This is a genomic window from Candidatus Tisiphia endosymbiont of Neophilaenus lineatus (genome assembly GCF_964264975.1).
Lineage (GTDB): Bacteria > Pseudomonadota > Alphaproteobacteria > Rickettsiales > Rickettsiaceae > Tisiphia.
Genome location: NZ_OZ183649.1, coordinates 21144 through 44646 on the forward strand (window position 1 = coordinate 21144; position 23503 = coordinate 44646).

The 23503-nt window shown below is 32.7% G+C and carries 29 protein-coding genes and 3 tRNA genes; 3 read left to right on the top strand and 29 right to left on the bottom strand.

Annotation, left to right across the window (positions count from 1 at the left end):
• Positions 1-16 precede the first annotated feature (16 nt).
• The 6 genes from ACFE3K_RS00105 to ACFE3K_RS00130 all read right to left on the bottom strand — a co-directional run bounded on the left by ACFE3K_RS00105 (position 17) and on the right by ACFE3K_RS00130 (position 4002).
• Positions 17-101 (bottom strand) — tRNA-Leu (locus ACFE3K_RS00105).
• A gap of 45 nt (positions 102-146) precedes the next feature.
• Positions 147-1301 (bottom strand): succinyl-diaminopimelate desuccinylase, encoded by a 1155-nt coding sequence (gene dapE, locus ACFE3K_RS00110; protein ID WP_375359527.1) that lies wholly within the window; start codon positions 1299-1301, stop codon positions 147-149.
• A gap of 65 nt (positions 1302-1366) precedes the next feature.
• Positions 1367-1795: a universal stress protein gene (locus tag ACFE3K_RS00115; RefSeq protein WP_375358874.1), complete on the bottom strand. Its 429-nt coding sequence runs from the start codon at positions 1793-1795 to the stop codon at positions 1367-1369.
• Positions 1796-1825: 30 nt separating this feature from the next.
• Positions 1826-2761, bottom strand: a complete 936-nt coding sequence (locus tag ACFE3K_RS00120) for a TAXI family TRAP transporter solute-binding subunit (protein WP_375358875.1) — start codon at positions 2759-2761, stop codon at positions 1826-1828.
• A gap of 141 nt (positions 2762-2902) precedes the next feature.
• Positions 2903-3559, bottom strand: coding sequence for an IS630 family transposase (locus ACFE3K_RS00125; RefSeq protein WP_375358876.1), 657 nt, complete (start codon positions 3557-3559; stop codon positions 2903-2905).
• Positions 3553-4002: a helix-turn-helix domain-containing protein gene (locus tag ACFE3K_RS00130; protein WP_375358564.1), complete on the bottom strand. Its 450-nt coding sequence runs from the start codon at positions 4000-4002 to the stop codon at positions 3553-3555. The genes ACFE3K_RS00125 and ACFE3K_RS00130 overlap by 7 nt, the downstream gene beginning before the upstream one ends.
• Positions 4003-4095: 93 nt before the next feature.
• On the opposite strand from ACFE3K_RS00130, the gene ACFE3K_RS00135 reads away from it, so the two are divergent.
• The 3 genes from ACFE3K_RS00135 (at position 4096) to ACFE3K_RS00145 (ending at position 5537) form a co-directional block, all read left to right on the top strand.
• Positions 4096-4326 (top strand): hypothetical protein, encoded by a 231-nt coding sequence (locus ACFE3K_RS00135; RefSeq protein WP_375358877.1) that lies wholly within the window; start codon positions 4096-4098, stop codon positions 4324-4326.
• Positions 4292-4852: an IS630 family transposase gene (locus tag ACFE3K_RS00140; RefSeq protein WP_375358342.1), complete on the top strand. Its 561-nt coding sequence runs from the start codon at positions 4292-4294 to the stop codon at positions 4850-4852. The genes ACFE3K_RS00135 and ACFE3K_RS00140 overlap by 35 nt, the downstream gene beginning before the upstream one ends.
• Before the next feature lie 163 nt (positions 4853-5015).
• Positions 5016-5537, top strand: a complete 522-nt coding sequence (locus ACFE3K_RS00145) for a glycosyltransferase family 2 protein (protein ID WP_375358878.1) — start codon at positions 5016-5018, stop codon at positions 5535-5537.
• Between the two features lie 368 nt (positions 5538-5905).
• Here the strand turns inward: ACFE3K_RS00145 and nuoH are convergent, their stop codons facing one another.
• The 23 genes from nuoH to ybgF form a co-directional block, all read right to left on the bottom strand.
• The gene (gene nuoH, locus ACFE3K_RS00150; RefSeq protein ID WP_375358879.1) at positions 5906-6937 is read right to left on the bottom strand and encodes an NADH-quinone oxidoreductase subunit NuoH; all 1032 of its coding nucleotides are present in this window, start codon (positions 6935-6937) and stop codon (positions 5906-5908) included.
• Positions 6934-9108, bottom strand: coding sequence for an NADH-quinone oxidoreductase subunit NuoG (gene nuoG, locus ACFE3K_RS00155; RefSeq protein WP_375358880.1), 2175 nt, complete (start codon positions 9106-9108; stop codon positions 6934-6936). Before nuoG ends, nuoH begins: the two co-directional genes overlap by 4 nt.
• Positions 9109-9404: 296 nt before the next feature.
• A complete protein-coding gene (locus tag ACFE3K_RS00160) occupies positions 9405-9758 on the bottom strand; it encodes a TrbC/VirB2 family protein (protein WP_375358881.1) in 354 nt (117 codons plus the stop codon).
• Positions 9759-10002: 244 nt separating this feature from the next.
• Positions 10003-11328 carry an MFS transporter gene (locus tag ACFE3K_RS00165; protein ID WP_375358882.1) on the bottom strand — a complete coding sequence of 442 codons (1326 nt, stop codon included), beginning with the start codon at positions 11326-11328 and terminating at the stop codon, positions 10003-10005.
• 227 nt (positions 11329-11555) lie between these two features.
• Positions 11556-12047, bottom strand: coding sequence for an ATP F0F1 synthase subunit B (locus tag ACFE3K_RS00170; RefSeq protein ID WP_375358883.1), 492 nt, complete (start codon positions 12045-12047; stop codon positions 11556-11558).
• A complete protein-coding gene (locus ACFE3K_RS00175) occupies positions 12047-12526 on the bottom strand; it encodes an ATP F0F1 synthase subunit B' (protein ID WP_341748044.1) in 480 nt (159 codons plus the stop codon). Before ACFE3K_RS00175 ends, ACFE3K_RS00170 begins: the two co-directional genes overlap by 1 nt.
• Positions 12527-12532: 6 nt before the next feature.
• Positions 12533-12757 carry a F0F1 ATP synthase subunit C gene (locus tag ACFE3K_RS00180; protein WP_341748043.1) on the bottom strand — a complete coding sequence of 75 codons (225 nt, stop codon included), beginning with the start codon at positions 12755-12757 and terminating at the stop codon, positions 12533-12535.
• A gap of 91 nt (positions 12758-12848) precedes the next feature.
• Positions 12849-13577 carry a F0F1 ATP synthase subunit A gene (locus ACFE3K_RS00185; protein WP_375358884.1) on the bottom strand — a complete coding sequence of 243 codons (729 nt, stop codon included), beginning with the start codon at positions 13575-13577 and terminating at the stop codon, positions 12849-12851.
• The gene (locus tag ACFE3K_RS00190) at positions 13577-13858 is read right to left on the bottom strand and encodes an AtpZ/AtpI family protein (protein ID WP_375358885.1); all 282 of its coding nucleotides are present in this window, start codon (positions 13856-13858) and stop codon (positions 13577-13579) included. Before ACFE3K_RS00190 ends, ACFE3K_RS00185 begins: the two co-directional genes overlap by 1 nt.
• Positions 13859-14063: 205 nt before the next feature.
• A complete protein-coding gene (hemW, locus tag ACFE3K_RS00195; protein WP_375358886.1) occupies positions 14064-15260 on the bottom strand; it encodes a radical SAM family heme chaperone HemW in 1197 nt (398 codons plus the stop codon).
• Positions 15261-15811: 551 nt separating this feature from the next.
• Entirely contained in the window at positions 15812-16696 is an 885-nt protein-coding gene (locus ACFE3K_RS00200) for a hypothetical protein (protein WP_375358887.1), read from the bottom strand.
• Positions 16693-16953, bottom strand: a complete 261-nt coding sequence (locus ACFE3K_RS00205; protein WP_375358888.1) for a hypothetical protein — start codon at positions 16951-16953, stop codon at positions 16693-16695. The genes ACFE3K_RS00200 and ACFE3K_RS00205 overlap by 4 nt, the downstream gene beginning before the upstream one ends.
• 154 nt (positions 16954-17107) lie before the next feature.
• Positions 17108-17335 carry a hypothetical protein gene (locus tag ACFE3K_RS00210; RefSeq protein WP_375358889.1) on the bottom strand — a complete coding sequence of 76 codons (228 nt, stop codon included), beginning with the start codon at positions 17333-17335 and terminating at the stop codon, positions 17108-17110.
• Between the two features lie 272 nt (positions 17336-17607).
• Positions 17608-18327, bottom strand: a complete 720-nt coding sequence (locus ACFE3K_RS00215) for an LD-carboxypeptidase (protein ID WP_375359528.1) — start codon at positions 18325-18327, stop codon at positions 17608-17610.
• Positions 18281-18442 (bottom strand): hypothetical protein, encoded by a 162-nt coding sequence (locus ACFE3K_RS00220; protein WP_375359542.1) that lies wholly within the window; start codon positions 18440-18442, stop codon positions 18281-18283. The genes ACFE3K_RS00215 and ACFE3K_RS00220 overlap by 47 nt, the downstream gene beginning before the upstream one ends.
• 67 nt (positions 18443-18509) lie before the next feature.
• Positions 18510-18584 (bottom strand) — tRNA-Thr (locus tag ACFE3K_RS00225).
• 158 nt (positions 18585-18742) lie between these two features.
• On the bottom strand, positions 18743-19078 hold the full coding sequence (locus ACFE3K_RS00230) for a YraN family protein (protein ID WP_341751497.1): 336 nt from the start codon (positions 19076-19078) through the stop codon (positions 18743-18745).
• 202 nt (positions 19079-19280) lie between these two features.
• Positions 19281-19357, bottom strand: a tRNA-Met gene (locus ACFE3K_RS00235).
• Positions 19358-19419: 62 nt separating this feature from the next.
• On the bottom strand, positions 19420-19893 hold the full coding sequence (gene rpsI / locus ACFE3K_RS00240) for a 30S ribosomal protein S9 (RefSeq protein ID WP_375358890.1): 474 nt from the start codon (positions 19891-19893) through the stop codon (positions 19420-19422).
• Between the two features lie 6 nt (positions 19894-19899).
• Positions 19900-20367, bottom strand: a complete 468-nt coding sequence (rplM, locus tag ACFE3K_RS00245) for a 50S ribosomal protein L13 (protein ID WP_341748112.1) — start codon at positions 20365-20367, stop codon at positions 19900-19902.
• A gap of 123 nt (positions 20368-20490) precedes the next feature.
• Positions 20491-21732, bottom strand: coding sequence for a PQQ-binding-like beta-propeller repeat protein (locus ACFE3K_RS00250; RefSeq protein WP_375359529.1), 1242 nt, complete (start codon positions 21730-21732; stop codon positions 20491-20493).
• Positions 21733-22026: 294 nt separating this feature from the next.
• On the bottom strand, positions 22027-22680 hold the full coding sequence (locus ACFE3K_RS00255) for a DUF2659 family protein (protein WP_375358891.1): 654 nt from the start codon (positions 22678-22680) through the stop codon (positions 22027-22029).
• 28 nt (positions 22681-22708) lie between these two features.
• A complete protein-coding gene (gene ybgF / locus ACFE3K_RS00260) occupies positions 22709-23461 on the bottom strand; it encodes a tol-pal system protein YbgF (RefSeq protein ID WP_375358892.1) in 753 nt (250 codons plus the stop codon).
• Positions 23462-23503: the final 42 nt, after the last annotated feature.

The following is a 23503-nucleotide window of genomic DNA, read 5'->3' on the forward strand; positions in this document are numbered from 1 at the left end:
TTGTATTATTATTTTGTGGTGCGGATGGAGGGACTTGAACCCCCAAGCCTTGCGGCGCTAGAACCTAAATCTAGTACGTCTCCCAATTTCGTCACACCCGCATAGCTGTACCCCTAACCTTAACATAGATTGTTTTAACAACTTAATTAAATAGGTTCAGCTAGGAATTTTATCAGAGAATTATAATACACATGATACAGACTTTGTAAATCTTTAATTTCTGTGTATTCATTAATTTTATGAGCTGTATTAGATTGTAAACCAAATTCCACAACAGGACAATAATTTTGGATAAACCTCGCATCAGAAGTACCACCACTAGTAGATAATTTTGTATATACTCCTGTTGTATTAGATATTACCCGAACAAAATCGGCAATTAACCCTACTGGTTCTTGGATAAAACAATTAGCTGAAGTTACACTACTTAATTCGTATTTAAAGTTATATTTCGCACAATATTTATTAATTATCTGATCTATCAAATCTGTTATGCTCGATGATGAATGAAGATCATTAAAACGAATATTAAACTTTGTTGTAATTTTTGAAGGAATTACATTAGTAACATCATTACCTACATCAATAGACGTAACTGCTAGATTCGACTGTTGAAAAAATTCACTTCCTTCATCCAGTCGATAATTAACCAACTCATTGAGTATCTGAGCTAAAGGAGTAATCGGATTACTGGCTTGTAATGGATATGCCACATGCCCCATTGTACCATATAGAACTAAGTTAAAGTTAATACTTCCTCGCCGACCAATTTTTATGGTATCGCCTATTTGATGCTCATTTGTTGGTTCACCTACAATAGCAAGATCGATCAAATTATTACCACCCTTATGCAAATATTTTAACATTTCCACAGTGCCATATTTAGCTTTTCCTTCCTCATCGCTAGTAATTAGAAAACTAATTGAACCATGCGAAGTTGGAATTAACTTAATAAAATCTAAGCTAGCAGCTAGGAAACATGCTATTGCTCCCTTCATGTCAACAACTCCCCTACCATAAATTTTATCACCTACGGTAGTTGCTATAAAAGGGTCGTTAAGCCATAATGCCTTATCACCTGTTGGCACGACATCAACATGTCCAGCAAAACAAATATTAGGTCTTGCATTACCATAAACAGCATAAAGATTGGTTACTTTATAATTATCCTCTCCAAATATTTTGATTTCAGTCTTAAAACCATTTTTTTCTAATAAATCATTAATATATTCAATACAACCACTACTCTCAGGAGTTACTGATTGAAAACTAATTAAGTCTTCAAGAAATTTTATCAAGATAACCTCCAGTAGTCATCAATTTATAGTTTTTCCTAAAAATTCTTCTTTCATATCTAGCCAATGTTTTATTCTCTGACAACCAAAACAGACACACCCGAGTGCCGCACAATCTTGGAAGCATTAGGACCTAACATATAGTCTCTAAGCTGTGGTCTGACTGCTGAAATAATGATTAAGTCAGCTTTCACTTCATTAGTATATTGTATTATTTCATCATATACTGCCCCTCGACCAATATGCAATTCAACTTCGATCTCCTCTGGCACATATTGTCTAATTAATTCTGTTACTTGTCCCCGATATTTTTCTTTTTGATCTTTTGCCCAACTTTTAGGCAAATAATCCTCAACCATTTTCATACCGAAATCTGAAATGATATAAAGAAAATGTAATTTGGCACTAAAGATAGTAGCAAAACTTAAAGCCTTTGGTAATATCACCTTAACTGATTGTTTATCCGACAAATCTATCGGTATTATTATATTTTTAAACACAATTAACACTACTCCGGTGCATTTATATTATTATCTATTTCTTACTACTGAATGTTTTGGCAAAACAAAATTATTAGTATCAGCAAAATGCTCAATATCTATATTATATAACATATAATTAGAATGTTTAAAATGTTTTACGTTGTTGTGAAACATTCCGATAAATTTATCCAATAGTTTAGAATCCATATTACTATTAGTAACTAAAATTGCTGTTACTGCTACTGTATTCTGATCGAGAGTGATCCCAGGATATAATCTTTTATCCAGTAATGCCTTATGAAAAGCTTTATTAGTGGCAATTAATTGTGCAATTTTATTATCTTCAATAGGCACAAAATCAACTTTACAGCTATTAGCAGTAAATCCCATCAAGGCATTAGGATGACCTACCGTCATCATTATCACATCAATTTTACCGCTGCAAAATTCTTTTATTGACTCTTCATAATTAATTTTATCACCATCTATTGGTTCTTTAGTAAAATTATATAACTTCCTTATAGCATTATAGGTAATAGTATTACTAGAGAATGGCAAGCCATTTGATATTCTCTTACCCTCAATATCTGAAAAAGTCTTTATCTCATCCTGATTTTTTACAACAACAGTAAAAAACTCATCATATAGATTAAGTACCTGACGCATTTCTTGCATTTTTTCTGTATTAGAGTAATATCCAGTACCTTCAAAAGCCTCAAGTGCTACATTAGATTGCACTAAAGCTAAATCTATCTTACTTTCTTTTAACAAAGCTAAATTTTCAACACCTCCACTGGTAGGTATTACTTCACAATTCACACTTTTATCAGCTAAAGTAAAGGTTTTACACAAATCCAACCCAATAGAGTAATACCCCTTTAAAATAGAACCAGACCCAATTTTCACAGTTCTTTGCGAAGCAAAAACACAATTACTAGTAAAAAATAGGCAAAAAACTACCAATATAACTCTGAAATTACTCATAAATAACACTATACACTAAAAATAATTGACCACTAATACTTAAAGACTTAAAATTTAATAAATCATTTTCCCTATCCAAAGTACCTTTACTATTATTGATAATCAAGATAATTATTACAATTCATGTGTAAAAAAAAATCCTTATTCCTTATAATATTCTTCTCCAATTTCAATTTCACTGCGGTTATTTAACTTACGCCAATTATTGGTGTCCCTAAGTGATACCAATTGCAATAATGAACACGGTGTATTTATCCAATCTCTATACATAATTGATTTTACTAAATCTACATTATGAGCAAGTTGATTCCAAGCGTAACAAACCATAGTAACGATATCTTCATATACACCATAACATTGGTTAGACAAGAAATGATTTTTAATCCATTCCCAAACTTGTTCCATTGCATTAAGTTCCGGTGCATAGGGCGGAAGCGGTATCAAAGTGATATTGCTTGGCACAGTTAGTTTTTTGGCTGTGTGCCAACCTGCATTATCCGTTAGTAAAGCTATATGTCGGTTGCCTTGAATACTGCGAGAAAGCTCTTCTAAGAATTTATTCATTGCCTGTGTGTTTGCATATGGTAAAATTAATGCACAAGCTTCTCCTGTCTCATGGCAAGCAGCTCCGTAAATATATGTTGAAATAAATTGCTGTTGCCGAACTTTACGGGGTCTAGTGCCACGCTTAGCCCATATACGAGTTAAGCTACCTTGTTGCCCAACTCTAGTTTCATCCTGAGACCATATATCAACTTTACATCTATCGATATTTTTTGGTAATAATTTTGTTAACATGTCTGGAAAGTTTTTTTATATCTATTTTGAGTCTCTTGATTTGATTTTGGATGCATTGAACGAGAAGTAATCCAGCTAAAACCAAGGCGGTGCATAGTATTGTAGACTGTTTTTAAAGCACATTTAGCACCATATTCCTCAAGTAACATGATATGTAGCTCTTTTCCAGTTATATACCCACCAGTTTTACTTTTACTGAGCGTATTGATTTTATCAAAAAGAGCAGATTCTTGTATAGTGTTAATCTTCCTAGGGGCACCGCTTCTTTGTGATTCAAATAATCCTTCAAAACCATGATTCCTAAATCTTCTGAGCCATGATTGCACAGTTTTCCAGTGTGACTTCACTATTTCAGATATGGCTTTAAAAGATTTGCCTAATTGAAGGTGATACATCGCCAATAAACGTATACGATTTCGACCATGCGGCTCATGTTTCATCATTTTTATAAAATCATGACCTTCAAAACCTTGCGGTAATATTAACCTAGCTATTTGAGTACCTATTTATCAGTTAAAAACCCATTTTATAACACCGTGTTAATTATTGCAATTAGTATTACTGGAAAGGAGCTACATATCATGTTACTTGAGGAATATGGTGCTAAATGTGCTTTAAAAACAGTCTACAATACTATGCACCGCCTTGGTTTTAGAGCTGGATTACTTCTCGTTCAATGCATCCAAAATCAAATCAAGAGACTCAAAATAGATATAAAAAAACTTTCCAGACATGTTAACAAAATTATTAGCAAAAAATATCGATAGATGTAAAGTTGATATATGGTCTCAGGATGAAACTAGAGTTGGGCAACAAGGTAGCTTAACTCGTATATGGGCTAAGCGTGGCACTAGACCCCGTAAAGTTCGGCAACAGCAATTTATTTCAACATATATTTACGGAGCTGCTTGCCATGAGACAGGAGAAGCTTGTGCATTAATTTTACCATATGCAAACACACAGGCAATGAATAAATTCTTAGAAGAGCTTTCTCGCAGTATTCAAGGCAACCGACATATAGCTTTACTAACGGATAATGCAGGTTGGCACACAGCCAAAAAACTAACTGTGCCAAGCAATATCACTTTGATACCGCTTCCGCCCTATGCACCGGAACTTAATGCAATGGAACAAGTTTGGGAATGGATTAAAAATCATTTCTTGTCTAACCAATGTTATGGTGTATATGAAGATATCGTTACTATGGCTTGTTACGCTTGGAATCAACTTGCTCATAATGTAGATTTAGTAAAATCAATTATGTATAGAGATTGGATAAATACACCGTGTTAATTATTGCAATTGGTATAATATAGCCTTTGATGAATTACCAAAAGAATATGTTTGTTTGCAGGCTAAACTTAACTTCTATAATGAGAATGAAAATTTACTCACTAAACTTTTTAGCATAGAATATTGTTTATGGTTTAAATAGCTTCTGAAAGGTTTAAGCTTGATGGACTTATCAGTAACTCTTGGAGGAACTAGCAATCATTTTAAGGTTGACGCCTTACAAAAAATAGGTTTTTGGGATGCTTATAATGTTACTGAGGATGCTGATTTAGGAATTAGATTATATTCTTTTGGTTATAAAGTTCATATGATAGATTCTTATACTTTAGAGAAATCACCTATAAATCTTATAAGTTGGATAAATCAAAGATCTCGCTGGATAAAAGGATTTATCCAAACATTTTTGGTATTTCTTGCCCAAAAAGACAAATATAAAAGGTTTAAATTTTATCAAATAACTACTATTTTCATTTTTATTGGTTTTTCTTCTTATGGTTTTTGTTGTTTACCATTTCTAATACTAACTATTAAAATTAATACATTCACCATAATTAATTATTTATGGATAATTAACAGTTTTTTTGCTTTTTCATACCTTTACGGAAGTGCTTTGTTTATTTTACTGACTAAAAAAGGTAAAATAACTAATTTTCGAGTATTAGATATTGCTGCCTTGTTTGTGTGACCTCTGTATTTTCTACTACATACGATAGCAAGTTATAAGGCGATTTGGGAGATTATTTTCATACCCTTCAAATTGGATAAAACTCAGCATGGGATTAGTACTCTAGACCTTGAATAAATCAGGGTATACTCGGTCAACTTCAAGAATTAAGGTCGTCGTGTCTAAATATCCATAGTATCTTACATTTTTCTATAATCGTCATAGCAAGGCTCTTTAGATGCCGTGGCGATCCAGGTAAACAGCGAAGCTATTTTTTTAGAGTAACGCTTCGCGTATTCTAGATTGCCGCGTCGCCGCTTTTTCGCAACTCCTCGCTAATAAACGATCAACAGCCATTCTAATAGTGGTTATATAAAAAATGTAGGGTACTATGGCAGAATAGTATGGTTTGGTAAATTACCGGTAAACATTAAAACACTTGATATTAACACCACCCAAAATAAAGTAAAAGGTAAAAATACTTTCCAACCTAACCGCATTAATTGGTCGTAACGATATCTAGGCAATGTTGCTCTTATCCATAAAAAACAAAATAATAAAACCCCGGTTTTTAGTACAAACCACATAAAACCTGGCACAAAATTTAAGACTTTAATGCCAAAAGGTGGCAAATAGCCACCTAAGAAAAATGTGGTGGTCATACCGCTAGCTAAAATCATATTAGCGTACTCACCAAGAAAAAATAATGCAAATCCCATGGAAGAATATTCAACATTATAACCAGCAACTAGCTCAGACTCAGCTTCTGATAAATCAAAAGGCAATCTGTTCGTTTCTACAAGTACTGATATGAAGAATATTACTGCCATAGGTAACAACATCAAATCAACCCACCAAGGCAATAATTGTTGCCTTTCTATGATTTCTGAAAGATTAAGCGTCCCCGTTGTTAAAAGTACAGTAACAATCACCAACCCTATAGATACTTCGTATGAAATCATCTGAGCCGACGATCGAACAGCCCCAAGGAAAGCATATTTCGAATTACTTGCCCAACCCGCTATGATTACACCATAAACAGCTAACGATGAGATTGCCATAATATACAAAACACCAACACTTATGTTAGCTAGTACAAGTTTCTTATCAAAAGGTATTACCGCCCAACCAATTAAACTAAGTACAAGGGTAATAATAGGTGCTAGGGTGAATAATATTTTGTCAGCTTGGTTTGGTATAATTGTTTCTTTAAATAATAGTTTTACTGCATCGGCAATTGGTTGCAATAACCCAAAAGGTCCTACTACATTTGGACCTTTTCGGAGTTGCATTAGCCCTATTACTCTTCGCTCAGCATAGGTAAGGTAAGCTACGCACAGCAAAAGAGGAATAGTGATAGATAAAACTTTCAAAGCTACAATAATTAATGGCAATAGATATTGTTGAAAGAACGATATCATGCAACTTTTTCCCTTTCTTGCTTTGACTCCACACATTTTGCCATAGTAACAGATGCTCTACTAATCGAGTCTGTCATATAGTAATTTATAGGTTTAGTCACTATATCGGATTTAAGTAAATTATCGAGGGAGGTAAATTGTATAAACTCACCACCTATTATCTCAGAAATATTAGCAAATATACTCAAATGATTTGAAGAATTGGCTTCGCAAAACTGCGTGGTATTCGCGTGCTCACGTACTTCATGTACGCTCTGCTCGCTCCCCCCTTGTTTTTCGTTCCAATTCTTCAAATCATTTGAGTATACCGGAAACTCGGCTGCCAACTTATTTCTTATTTCTATTAAATTGCTCATGCCAAGATCTAGTCCTAAATTATTGGCAAGATTATTTATAATAACCCAATCTTCTTTCGCTTGTCCTACCGGACTAGTTGCTGCCCTAGCATATTGTGGTCTTCCTTCAAAATTTACGTAAATAGCATCTTTTTCTGTATAGCTACTAGCAGGAAAAATGACATCTGCTGCATTTGCTCCATTATCACCGTGATGCCCTTGATACACTACAAAAGACGATCTGATTTTGCTCATATCAATTTCATCGCTACCTAGTAAATATACAAACTTAATTTCACCCTTTTCTGCCTTCTGTAAAATTTTAGAAACACCATTACCGCCATTTTTAGGACTAAAGCCTATGTCTAAACTACCGACCATTGACGCATGATTATGCAGTATATTAAAACCATTCCAATCATCTCTAACTATCTTATATTTATCTACCATCTGATGAATGAGTGCTAAAATAGCATAACCATCATCTCGAGAATATACCCCATCACCAATAATTATAACCGGATTTTTTGCAGCTGCCAACTCCTTAGAAAATTGATGTTCCCCTGATATTATTGCCTTAATTACCCCTGGACTCGCCCCTAATTCATTGATAGCATAAGTTTGGTCACTAATATTACCAATTCGGGCTACTGTTAGCTTCCCTTCTCTTTGCAACACGCCAATACGTGCATTAAGGACTGGTGCTATCTGTCTAATATTTGTACCAATTAACAAAGCTAGATCAGCTTTTTTAAGTCCAGAGATCGTTGTGTTAAATAGATAGTTTCCCCTACTAGATAGGTCTATTTTATAATTAAACTGGTTGCTATCAAAATTATTACATCCTAGCTTCTGTAACAATGTTTTTAACAAAAACATTGATTCGGTACAGGCAAGTGTTCCAGCTATTGCCGCCATTTGATTACCGGCAAGAGACTTTAATTTTTGTGCTACTAGTGCAATAGCATCACTCCAAGAAGCTTCAACTAATTTACCATTTTGTCTTATATAGGGAGAATCTAACCTTTGATATTTCAAGCCATCATAAGCAAATCTTGCTTTATCTGATATCCATTCATCATTAATATCATCATTAACCCTTGGTAATATCCTCATTACTTCATCCCCCCTACTATCAACCCGTATATTACAACCTTGGGCATCCAATACATCTATTGACTCAGTTTTTCTTAGTTCCCAACTACGAGCTTTAAAAGAGTAAGGCTTTGAATTTAATGCACCAACTGGACAAACATCTATAATATTACCTGATAACTCTGATGCAAGACTACGCTCAAGATACGAGGTAACTTCCATATGTTCTCCTCTGTAGAGAGCTCCTATTTCTTCAATTCCAGCAATATCAGTGGCAAATCTTATACATCTTGTACATTGTATACATCTAGTCATCTGAGTCTTAATCAGAGGTCCCATGTATTTATCTTTGACTGTCCTTTTATTTTCCGAAAATCTAGAACGTGCTCCACCATATTTAAAGGCTTGATCTTGTAGATCGCATTCGCCTCCTTGATCACAAATAGGACAATCTAGGGGGTGATTAATCAATAGAAATTCCATCACTCCTTCACAAGCCTTTTTAACACCTATGGTATTAGTGTGGATAACCATACCTGAAGTGGCAGGCATAGCACAAGAAGCAATGGGCTTGGGAGATTTTTCCATCTCCACCAAGCACATACGGCAGTTACCGGCAATCTTCAAACGTTCATGAAAACAAAAATGTGGGATTTCTATACCAAGCTTGCTGCAGGCACGAAATACGGTTGTGCCTTCCTCTACTTCAACTTCAGTACCATCTATAGTAAGTTTTATCATGATATATTGTATTTTATATTATACCATTTCCCAAAACTAAATTGCTACTCGGAGTACGAGTGTCGAGCACCGGAGCGTACATACTAGTACGTGAGGAGCGGAGATCATGAAGTACGACAACGTGATAATTAGTTTTCGGAAATGGTATTACGTCGAAATTATACCACATTATATGTTACTCACTAATCTAAATTTTCCAATTTTGCAAAATTAACTAACAAAAAGAAAGCAGAGATCTGTATATCATAACTTTTTAGGCTATTTTTTAGATCTCCGCATTAAGATGAAAAGACTACTTAAGTTCCTTGACATGCATCAGTATCGGCAGCACTACCAGCTACCATGTTTATAATTTCGGGAGCCTTAAACAATATTATAACACCAGTCACAATAACCAATGCAACTTCCCATTTTAATTGTCCTCTGAGAGTTTGAATCCCTAGAACAACTATACCAATAATTGCTATACCACGAGCTGTATTACCACGAAATGTTTTGATCATCTTACACAATACATCACCTACTGGATCAGCAGTACTAGCAAAAGCATCCGATGCTGTAGTAATTAGAGCAATGCTACAAAGAATAAACAGCAAACTCCACACAAAACTACTATCAAACTGTTTAGAATAGGACCTACAAATATTCATATTTTACCTCATTAACGAATTGTTTTAGACATGTGAATGATTCTATACTGTACATTTTTACAGTTCAAGGATTAATATAGGGTGATCGTAATCTAATTAGATAATTGCTGGAGAAGCAAGGTTTACATGGTGTTTTAGTCACAATTTTTGCAAGTTTAATTAATACTCCCGATGTTATCCCTGCACTTTCGGATGTCATCAACTATGATTTTAAACCGATGTCTTACATTAAATTGAGGTTACACTATGTACTTCTCTTTTGTGGGTAACTTCTAGAGTCTTTTGCTAACTTCTCAAAATGCAATAGCCCGTAGGCAAAAGCTATAATTGTAGGAATCATAATAATCAATATCCCCCAATTGCCAAAATAGTCAATAATATAAATGAAACCACAAGAAGTAATAACGTACATCAAAGCACGAGATACAGAAAATATCACGCTAACACAGGTAAAACGTTTAAATACAGGAAAGCTTTTATAAAAAATTGGAGCAGCAGAGGTATGACAGTACCTAAATAAAATAATGACTATCTGAATGAAAAATAGCTCAAACGGAAAATTAAGATTATTTAGCCAATATGGACAAAATAAAATAACAATAGAATATATAATAAGTATAATTTTTGCGGTTAATAATGGATATACTCTGTAACTTACATAAGATAATATTGATAAGATTAAGAACTCTAATACAGAGACAATAAAATTATGATGAATAACCTCAGTTGAGGTATAACCAAAATAAGTCTTAAGAAGAGTACCACAATGCAGATAGATAAAATAAAAACATACCGGTGTAGAACACTCTAATAAAAGGAACGCTATTATTGTTTTTTTATTAATTTTTTCATTAACGACTGGATCATTATGTAATGCTTTTATATCAATATGAGCTTTCTCATATTTCTTTTTTAGTATAAGTTTTGCATTAGCAAATTCAGGTGTTTCTCGCAATGTTGTTTTAGCAGCAAAACCAATCAATGCCACTATTGCACCTATCCAAAATGCTAGACGCCAGTTAAAACCATAGGAAGTAACAAGTGAGGCAATTCCTAAAGCACCCATACTTCCTAAGGTAGCAGATAGCCCTACCAATGTCACACTTACATACTGGATTGGTGGGTTAATTGTTTCGGTTAAATAAAGTCCTGCCCCTACTATCTCCCCCATAGATGTCATGCCTTGAATAATACGGCAAATTGTTATTATCCAAGTAGCAGCTACTCCTATTTGAGCATAGGTAGGAAGATTAGCCATGACAAAACATGATACAGCCATCATAAAAGTTGTAATTATAACAGTAGATTTGCGTCCTATATTATCACCCAACCAACCAAATATTAAGGCACCAACCGGCCGAAAAACAAAGTTAGTACAAAAGGCAAAAGACATCATTAAAGAAATGAAGTGAGAGTCAGCAGGTTCAAAAAACAACTCATTAAGAAACGCTGCCATATGAACATATAACATCAAGTCAAAATATTCTAAAAATGTACCAATTGAAAGTAAGCCCACTGCTTCTTTCTGTTCTCTAGTTAAACTTCTCTGTTCATGCGGATACTTTATCATTTATTTTTCTCCTTTAATGTTAAAATGAGCTTATATATTCTGCTACTTTAAAGAATTGGAGTCTACTTAACCTCAAGTATCAATGTAATAAATTAATAGTAGGCTCAAGTAATCATCGCCATTAGGGGTCACCCTTGTTATTATGTCACTCCTACTCGCCATTATGTCATCCAAACGAAAGCTGGGATGGACTATTAAACCGATGTCTTACATCGAATTTAGGTACATTATATAAATTTTTTAGATACTGGATTTTCCATGAGTCTCTTAGCTATCTCACTATCTGATATGGAATCGTTTTTTGTAGATCGAATATAGATAGTTACTAATTCTACCATTTTATCACAAAACTCAGATTGTAGCATTTGAGAAGCTTCTAGCTTTTGTCTATTCATTAAATCTATAGTCTCAAGTTTTTTGCTTTCTAGAAACTTATCAATTTCTTCGTTTTGCTGCTTAATTATATTATTGGCAGTTTCTTTGCCATCTTTGATCATTTTTTCTCTTAAAACTTCAATCTGTTGTATTTGGGCTGTAGCATCTTCAAATAACAACGTCATATCTTCGTTAAGTTTTTGGGCTTCTAAAACTTGGTCTTTGATGGCCATAATTTTGTCATCTAACGATTTTAAAATTATATTTTTTATTGGTCTATAGACTAAATACACAAAAATTAGGAAACAGACGGCTAGCCAAAATTTTTCATCAAACAATTGCATTATTTTATCTTTTTGTAAGATTCTTTTAATAACTCTAAATCAACTTCTTGATTAGTAATTTTTTGAATTAACAATTTTGCTAAATCGATGCATGAGTCATTTTCATTAATCCAAAATAATTTATTAGTTGTTTCTATATCATGACGATTATTGGCAATTTGTGCTTTCAACTCATTATGGAGTTGAATTTTTTTTGATAGAAGAGATGCTTCCATTGCATCCCTAGCTTCTTTTTTAATATTTTCCACTATATTTGATATCTCTGCTAGTGTATTTGCATATTGCTTATGCAAGTCATCAGCTTTTTCCCCAAGACTTTCTGCACTAGCAATATTGCTATCTATATAAGCTTGCCTATTCTCAAGAATCTTTTCAGTTAGCGGTGCAATGAACTTATGAACTAGAAGGTATAAGATACTAAAAACAACTACCAGCCAAAAGATTTGCGAACAATAAAAGGTAACATCAAATTGAGGCATAGTTACTTAGGAAAATATCAACAAAATTGCAATTACGAACGAGAATAAGCCCATAGCTTCCGTAAGTCCAGCTCCAATGAATGCCATTCTTTGTAATTGATCAGTAGCTGAAGGATTACGGGCAATTGAAGATAGCAATGCACTGAATATACTACCTACACCAATGGCCGCACCTGACATACCAATAGCCATTAATCCTACACCAATAAATTTTAGAGACGTTCCGTCCATATGTAAACTCCTAAATATAAAAAATTCTAGATTCTTGCATATTACTGCGTGTTTATCTATAAGACCATAAAAATGAAGTCATACGCAGAACCTAATGTGAATTTACAGCATCATTCAAGTATACACAAGAAAGAATTGTAAATATATAAGCTTGAAGTATTGCTATAAAAATCTCAAATCCAATAAGGATCACAATGAGTGGAATTGGCAAAAATTTAAAGAAAATCATTAATGAAACTATAAATCCTGCCATCACCTTTAGTAATATATGTCCTGCTACCATATTAGCAGCTAACCTTAAAGATAAACTTATAGGTCTTGCTAGATAGGCAAATAATTCTATCAAAATCATAAGCGGAGCTAACCAATATGGTGTACCTTTAGGCAAAAATATTAATAAAAAATGTATACCGTGATTAATAAAACCGATAATGGTAACCATAAAAAATATCATAATTGCTAAGGCAAATGTTACTATAATATGGCTAGTAACAGTGAACCCGTAAGGAAGCATGCCGAGCAAGTTACATAACAAAATAAACATAAACAAAGTAAAAATGAACGGTATAAACTTACGTCCCTTTTCTCCAACATTTTGATTGAGCATCACTGTAATTATATCATAAATTATTTCAGCACTAAGCTGTAATCTAGATGGTATAATTTTTTCACCTTTTAAGGCTAAATAAAAATAGGAAAGACCTACAATTCCAGCAAGCAACATAAACAAACTAGAGTTAGTAAAACTAATATCGAAACCCAATAAATTAATTTCTACTAGTTTCTTTATTGCAAATTGATCTAAGGGACTATGGGACATTATTTCTTATTTAGTTTTTGCCAAATTATTTTAAAACCTGCAAGCATACCTATCAACAAAAATATTATAATACAAAATGGTTTAGAATTAAACAATTTATCTAATGTAAAACCGACAATAAACCCCAGCATCACACTAGAAAACAAATCTAACGCTATAGCCAACGCATCAATTTCTTTTTTTGGATTAAGTTTAGGGTGAAAATGATTATTTGTTCGATTATTTGTTTTAAGTTTCTTAATCCTTTTTTGTATCTTATCTAACTCTTTTTGTTCCAACATATACATTAATACAAAGAAGTCTATTTAAACCTCAATTTCGGATTAATGAAATTAACCCAAAATTGGAATGATTTTCATTTACTAATAATCTTATTTTTATATCAATAAAAATAAGATTATTAGCGATAATAGATTAAAATACATTCGTAGAATCGCTTCAAGAATGCATTTTTTTGATATTCTAGCCAGTTTTGGATTAAAATTTTTAATCCAAAACTGAGGTTTTAAATAACCTTGGCACTATATAGCTATGTAACATTAGACCTTTGTTTGTAAGATTAATATGACCTTTATCACCTAATCCCTCATCCCACCTAAGTAAACCTAGCTTTTTATAGTATGTTGCCTTTTCCATATCTAAAATCTCAAATAATTGTTTACCAATTCTTTTCTGTATACTATCAATAGTTAAACCCTTTTCAAGACGTAGTCCCATCATCAACATTTCTGCAATTATTTCTTGCATAGAAAGTTTATTAATCTGCTGAATACCACATCCTAAACTGTCAACATCTTGTAACCATTTTTCTGGTTTATGCCACATCATAATACTATATAGATTAGATGTAAAATTACTATCACACATGTTAACCCTGCTGTGGCTACCCGGACCTACACCTAAATAGTTGTCATATTGCCAATATGTTAAGTTATGTTTACATTCATGACCTAATATAGCATAATTTGATATTTCATATCTAAGATATCCTTGGGACTTTAAATAGCAGTTAGTCCACTCATAATGGTCAGCTGCTTGATCTGAGTTTGGTATAGTTAGATTTCCCTCGTTAAACAATTTATAAAATAACGTACCCTTTTCGATTACTAGTTGATACAGTGAGATATGACCTGAGGCAAGTTTCATGGCATTGGTAAGTTCATCTTGCCAACTTTCTAGAGTTTGGTTACTTCTTGCATAAATTAAGTCAAAAGATATTCTAGGGAAAAGATGGCGAGATGTCTCAATAGCTTTGATTGCTTGCCCTACATCATGTTGTCGTCCTAAACTCTTTAAGTCATCTTCCACTAGAGACTGGACGCCAATTGACACACGGTTTATTCCAGCTGATCTAAAGTCCCTAAATTTTTCAGTCTCAAATGAAGTGGGATTTGCTTCTAAAGTAATTTCTGTCTGCTCATCTATTGTTGCTAGATTTGCTATTTTTTTAATTATTCCTTCAACAACAAATGGCTTCATTAAAGATGGAGTTCCACCTCCAAAGAAAATAGATTTTATATATTTATGACCTATAATATCCTTGAAATGATCAAGCTCTAGTTCATAACATTTCAACCATGTATCATGATCTACTTTATCTACAACATGAGAATTAAAATCACAATACGGACATTTTGACAAACAAAATGGCCAGTGTATATATATTGATAAAGGATTTTTCATGTTTATGCTTAGTTGAAAATTACTTCAGCTCATCTTTTACTATCACTACTTCCAAACCCTTTATTTAGGTATATTACCATACGTAAACAATAGTAGCATGTTAGCATCGGTATGTTCTTTGAGAGGTGGATAGGTGATCAGATCATAAGATTATACATCTATTTTAACCGGTAAGTTACTGTCATTACTTCACCATTCTTAATCAAATTAGCGGCAATAGCTACCTTAAGTACGGTATCTAGGGTAATGGTTGATAGTATCACCCCCTTATATTCTAGGTAGTCTTTAAATAACCTGAATTCGATGTAACAAGTTACATCGAATTCAGGTTATCTATAGAAACAATCAGGTTTGAAGCAGCTGCCCACCTGATTGTTAAAATATAACACTCCATTCAATATGTGATTTTAATTATTATCATCATTGGATTCAAAACAAAATAGCAGAAATTGGTAAATTATCTGAGGTCATTTCCATGTTCTTTGTCACCTAATTCAATTTGATGTACCATATTTCATAACTATTTTATTAAACGATCGACATATTCGATATTATGGTAGATATTCATCAAATAGATCTTGTAACCAGTTTCCTGATAGACTAACTTCAGAAATATCAGGCTGAGGTGGAACAAAGCTAGAATTATCACGAGTTTGAAATTGTAAATTTTCAATAGGCCGTTTTGGTGATATGCCTTCTTCTCTTTGGTATTCAACCGTGTCTTTCCATTTTTCTGCTACTAATGCCGCAAACTCTGAATGTATTGTTGCAACATCTTGTTTACATTCAAAGCCTACACCTTCGACTTTTATGCTGTATCCCTTATCGCTCAATTTATAGTCTTTTAATACTTTATTGACCTCTCGTTGTGTTGCAATAGTTTGTCGCTCAATATATGGATTATTAGTTTCAAATAGAATGACAAACTCTTTTTTATCTCCATATTGACCATCAATAATACGCTCAACTAACTTTCTTGCAGCGTCACGGGCTGTACTAGTAGTGTTAGGTCTTTGGTATTGCTCTGCTAATGTATCGACTATAGTAATGGTTTTACTATCATTTAATAGATAAGTAGTAAGTAAATCTTGGGAAATTAAAGTTTCTGTTAATTTTCGACTTTCTCCTTCTGCATAATTAGGATACACTCTACCAGGAAAATATCCTGGGGGACATTCCTCTTTTGTCTTATATTGGATAAATGGAGATGATTCGTTCAATCTGATACCATGTCGTGCAGCTAAACCTTTTATATATTCTTTACCTTCTGTCACACGAGCTAGATCCTCTCCTATAGGCAGAGAAATATCCAATGTATCTAAGTCAGTTTTTGTTTTATAAGCTTCAAGCAATTTATCACGTACTATAGGCGTAATTCCATCAATATTAGCCCATAATTCTCGTGCTCCTGTTAATATTGCTGTTTCTCCGTTCACTTTAATTTACATTTTGATAATATATTAAGGTAATCTATTACCCGAGCCATTACGCCTATACGAGATGCCCCGGCAATCCAAGCAGTATCATAGTCCTGATCTTCTGGAGTTTCGCGATCAATTAGACATAGTACTTTAACACCAGCTAAATATTCTTTCTCATACTTTTTTATCCAGTCTTGGAAAGATAGCTCATTACGTTCCTGACCAGGTTTACGACCGAAAGCATTCTGAGAAATATAGAAAAGGAAATCCATGATATCTTGTTCATCTAATCCTGTTCCTTTTCCAAGGTTTTTACGTAATATTTTAGCATTAAATTTGCTAGGATCACTTTGATCAGCTTTAGATTTTTTTATTGCAGGATATATCTGTTTAAAAGTTATTACAGAATCCTTTACTCCTAGACGATTAATATCCTGCGATTTGAAGTTGCTTTAATAAGGCTTCTTGATGTTCTGATGCACTTCTTATACCTTGACCTGCTTTTTTATAACCTATAAAACCCAATTTAGTTGCAGCTAATTCGAAATGAGATGGTTTTGTAGACTTTGTATATCCATCATAAGTAAAATAAGTAGTAGGAAACAAAACCCCGACAACAGCAGGTATTAGCCTGTAAAAAGTATGTTTTGCCATATTTACCCTTTTGGTTAGAATTTATATTAATTTCTTAAGTTAAAGTATCTCACTTGTCAAACGTATTTTTAGGGCAGTTTAAAAAACCCAACTTTAACCTATGTCTATAATTGTTAAAATTTTCTCTAGTTTCAGTATTAAAATCATGTTTTTAGCAAAATATTAATTTAACAATCAGATGCAGAGCCATCTCAAATCTGATTGTTTCGATAATTTCACCGAATTTGGGATAAGAATTGACAAATTCTTATCCTGAATTCGCGTAAGTTCTATTAAATAAACGGATTAGTGATTAATAATTTATTTTGACTAATAACAGCTGATGTACCTAATGGCAGTGGTACATTTCGTGCTATATGTCCTATATCTTTTATAAAGAAGGCGGGTACTTGTGAATTTTCTACTGCAATTTGAATTGCCGTTTGTGTAAGATCTCTACCATCTTGTTCCTCTCCGTTTGTAAATTCACCGAAAAGAATTGCTTGGCTTTTTTCTAGAATTCCCACTTGTTTTAATTGTTCTAATCTTGCAAATATTCTATAACCTCTTTCTCCTACATCTTCAAAAATTAATATTTTATTGGTAGAATTAAGTTGCCAGTTTGTATCAAGAGAATATTGCACCATAGATAAATTACCACCAAGGATTTGTCCTAAAATTGAATCTCTATTCGTTAAATTTTTTGCTATTGCATTTATAGGATAAAGATCATAAGTAAAATTTTTAGTATTACCTAAAAGAGCATTGATTATATCAATGTGGTCTTGAGCATTTACGTCTCGCACTATTCTGTCTAAAACTGCAGCGTGTAAAGATGACCACCCTATTATTTGGTTAAAATATAAGTGTAACGCAGTAATATAGCTAAAGCCTACTAATATTTTATATTTATTGAACATATGAGGTTTCAAAAAAGGAATTAATTCCATAGAACCATATCCTCCTCTATAAGCCCATATAACATTTGAATCTAGATTTTGTAGAGCTGAAATAAAGCTTTGTAGTCTTACTTCTAATGTTAAATAATGCTTGGATCTGATCAAAATATTGGTACATACCAAGCGTTTTTGAAGAAGGAGCTACAACATCTATGATTAATTTTTTCATTGACATCTCTTAAAGAATTTAAAATTATATCCTTTCTTAATTTAAAATAAAAATGTTGATACTAATATGGTGCCGCTAGTAGGAATTGAACCTACGGCCTCATCATTACCAATGATGTGCTCTACCTCTGAGCTATAGCGGCCTAGTTTTAAGAGAAGTCTCAGACTATATGAGTATGATCTTTTTGACATATATTGCTTTATTGGTCAAGCAATAATTTTAAAATAATTACTTAGTCAGTTAGCATTTGAGTGTATAGTGTATAATTAGATTCTTTTTCATCTAGTAGAAAAAACTCCATTACCATGCGTTTTCAATAATAATTGGTATACTGTAAGGTTTAATAATTATTAGATCAAATCTGACTTGATAATTTTGGTATTTTGGGTTAGAGCTTAAAAATATACTGGCAGATCTTTTTATTCTTGCTTGTTGATGAGTTGATAATATCCGATCATCAACGTCAGAACGTCTTGCTTTTACTTCTATAAAAACAAGTTGTTTTCCACGTAGGGCAATAATATCAATCTCACCAACATAATATCTTTTACGATGGTGAAGAATTTGATAAAATTTAATTTTATAAATAACAATAGCCACATACTCAGCTATTAAACCGAATGTAATCCTTTTCATAATAATGTTTGCAAGAACTTGAAGAATTTTGAGTACATTCACCGCATAATAGCATATACATCAAGTAGCACTAATGACTTTTACATATAAAATATAAAAAAATTACAGTATTCTTAATGCTTTAAAGAATTAGTTATTGACTCTTATTATGCCCCCCATTACACAAAGTCGATAATAAACTACCTCATGAATTAGCATTTTGTGGTAGCGAGGGAGGGATTTGAACCCCCGACACGCGGATTATGATTCCGCTGCTCTAACCAACTGAGCTACCCCGCCATGATGGAAAGAGCTTCAGAAAAATCACATGCTAGACAACTCCAAACAGATTATGTAAAATTTTAACGTTTAGAGAATTGAGTACTTTTTCTAGCTTTATGCTTACCATATTTTTTCCGTTCTACAACCCTTGAGTCTCTTGTTAAGAAACCGGATTTGCGTAAAATACTATGAAATTCTGGTGCAATTTTGTCAAGTGCTCTAGAAACACCGTGTAGTACAGCACCCAGTTGCCCTGATATTCCACCACCTCTAACAGTACATATTATATCATATTGCCCAGCAGTATTAGTTACAACAAATGGTCGCAAGAGAGATTTGGTGTGAGCTTCACGAGTGAAATATTGCTCCATATTTTTTTTGTTGACAATTACCTTACCACTACCACTTTTTAACCAAACTCTAGCAATTGCACTTTTTCTTCTCCCTGTACCATAGACTTTATTATCACTACTTTCTACAGGCGTTTTAGGCTTAACTAACTTACTCTGAACATCGCTTTTGGTTTTTTTGCTTTGAACCTTTAATATTGTCATAATTCACTATTTTTTATTCTTTGTATTTTTGCTTGCAAAATCATAAAACTCAGGTTGTTGGGCTTTATGTGGGTGTTCATTCTCTGCATAGACATATAGATTACCCATCTGCTTTGATCCCAAAACATTTCGCGTAATCATTCTTTTTACAGCAAGCTTAACGACACGTTCAGGATATTTACTAGACAGAATTTTTCCAGCTGTTGTATCCTTTATCCCACCTGGGAAACCAGTATGGCGATAATAAAACTTACCATCTTTAAGGTCTGATTTTTTACCTGTCAAGCAAATATGCTTGGAATTAATTATTATTACATAATCTCCACAATCTAAATGAGGAGTGAAGGAAGGCTTATGTTTGCCGCGTAAGATTTTAGCTACTTCACTAGCAAGTCTACCTAATACAAGGTCTTTAGCATCTATGACCCACCACTTTTTCTGAATTTGTGATGGTTTTGCAGAATAAGTTTTCACGTTATATATCTTTATTAATTAGAATTAATGTTATCATTGTCCTCGCCTAAGCTATACTAAATAGCATTATAACCACTATTTTGTCAAGAGAAATGTAAATATATATTTTACATAGTTTCTTGACTAATCGACAAACATAATTTTTTTATCAGTAGCAAAATACATACTACCACAGCAGGTTTTTCCATGATATTCAATATTTTTAGTAATTTTAGCAATCTGTGGAGTAGTGCTTAAATTACCATTAACATCTGATTGGAAACTATATAATTCACCTTTAGTGGAAATAATATTTAAATTCCACTCTTCTGCCTCAGCTACCTTACCAATTATAGGAGTTAGGAATGATGAGGCTTTAACTTTTTTAATATCTTTCCCATCATTTAGATCTGCTACAAACTTGACTTTACCAAAATCAGTACTTATAGCAGCTATTTGTCCAGCATTATTTGTTACAAATAAACTATTACCCGCTAACAACATAGATTGCACATCATAAGCTTTGGTTTGCCAAAGAATATTACCCGTCATGATATCTAGCTTTACTATCTTACCAGCACTATTAGCTATATATATGTGAGAGTTATTGACAATAGGTTTGCATAATATAGATGCTGCCTCAAAATTTGGCAAGCCTATTTCTTGATGACTAGATAAATCGTTAGTCCATAGAACTTGACCGCTAGCTGCTTCTAGAGTAAGAATTTGTCCTGAATTATAGTTTACTATTACATGATTATTTTGTACTATTGGGCTAACATGGTAACTTGATGACAAAGTTTCTACTATACCTTCATGTTGCCAAACAAAATTTAAGTTATCAATATTAATCGCTAATATTTGATTAGTTACTGTTTGAACTACAATAGTATAATTATTAATTAATACCGGTTTTACTCTAGTAATATCAGGCAACTCTTTTCTGATTATTTCATGACCTGACCTACTATCTAATACTACCAAGAATCTTGAACCATAGGTAACATATAGTTTATCATTATGGCATAAGATCCCTCCACCAACATAATAATCACTCTTATTAGTGCTGATATTATATGACCACATAATAGATTTATCTTTCATAGAAAAAGCGGAAATATTACCTTTAGTATCAATGGTATAGGCAACAGCTTTATTAAAAACTGGCTCTGATATTATTTTATATTTTGCAACAGTATATTCCTTATTTTGCAGCTGTTCAGGGCTAAATATATTTATTTTTACAGCAGAATCTATTTGAATTATTTCATTACTTTCTACAGATAATCTAGGAGTTAATTCTACAATATTTTTAATCTTTTTAGCTCCAAGACCACAAGAAGTCAGAAGAAAAGGTAGTAAGAAAATAATTAATCGTTGTTTTATCATAATTTAAGCCTGTGTTATTACGCGAATTCGGTGAAATTATAGATTGCTTCGTCGACCTACGACCTCCTCGCTAATAGACGTTTTATAGACGTATATGTCTATGAGCGAGCGAACGTATGTGAGCGTGGCAATCCATTTTGCTAAAAACATGATTTTAATCTTTTAAAATCATGTTTTTAGCTTTAGAAAGGTTTAAAATGCATTCGCGTTAGCCGCTTTAAGAATGCATTTTTCCTTATATTAAAGCCAATTCGGAATAAGAATTAACTAATTCTTATCCCGAATTGAGGTTTATTGTAAGTTTGAAAGTAAAGCTTTAGCCTGCTCTTTAACTACTTGAGTTGTACTTTCTAGTGATATTACCTTTTTCAAAGTATTTTCTGCTAAATCTTTTGAGTTGTTGTTAATATACCAAATTGCTTTGATAATATTTGCAGTACCAAAGAATGGTTTATTCTCATCATCAAAATAATTTAAATATTCCTCGATTTCATTAATGTTTGCATTAGATAAATTTGTTTCGTCTATCATTAAACTTAACCAAACTAGACGTGCATATGCACTTGTTAATTCGGCATAATTCTTGTTATCAATAATTTTCTTTAATAAAGTTCTAGCCTCTATAAAATCTCCTTGTTGTATTTTTATACTGACTTGTGCGATAGCAGCAAGCTCTCCTACTTTATTATTACTTGTTTCAATTAAATTATCCAACGACTTTATGGTTAGGTCTTTGTTGTCATTGATAAGCGACATAGACTTAACTAAAATATCACCTGTCTTTTGATTATTCTTTATTTTCTTACCGTCAAGCCAATTGTTTATTAGCATAAATAATACGACTATTAGTGCGAGGATTATAGTTATAGGAAGAAGTTTTTTAAAGTAATAAAGTTTCTTTTCTTCATTTTTATCATTTAAGACTTCTTCTAAAATGTCAGTCATTATTATTTACCTTTTTGTTCATAAGAACCTAACGCTTACAAGCAAATTTGGTTCTTGCATCCTTAGCTCTTTTTATTGATGTAGCTGATCTACTCGGAAATTCTGTTTCAAGTTTATCAAGAATAGAGCATGCCTCTTGTATTTTATTCAATTCCCCAAGAGATAATGCTAATTTTAACAATGAGTCAGAAGCTTTAGAACCTTTTGGTGATTGTTTGTAACCTTTTAGATAATTTATAGCCGCTTTATCAAACATATTACGTCTAAAAAAAGATTCTCCGTACCAAAAATACGCATTACTTACCAAAGGACTATTAGAGTAATTTTTTAAAAAATTTACAAATTTTTCTTCTGTATCGGTTAATTTATTATCTTTTAAAGAGGCAAGTGCTAAGTCATAAAGTTGCTTATCTTTTGCTATCCCCGAAATGGGTTTTGCAATATCATGCGACGCAACTTCCTTTTGTACTTCTTTAGTAGCTGGTATTTCAAAGACATCGCCAACTATAGAATCATCTGCTAAATTTTTTGCTGTACTGGTATCCTCAGAACTTATTACCTCTTGTTTTGTAGAGCCTAAAATTCTCTCTAATTTGGCAATAGTATGTTCAATTATTTCGACTCTGCCAAGTAAGTGCTGATTCTCTTTCTCCAAAATATCTAATCTTTCTGTGCAATCATTAGATGAATTAAATTTTAAATCTTTTCTAGTAATTTGATTTCCAGCAAATACTTGCGTAGAAATCAAAATAATCAATAAATGTATAGCAATTGCTTTCATGAATTAATATTTAATTTAATATATTGTAAAACCATCTGAGTA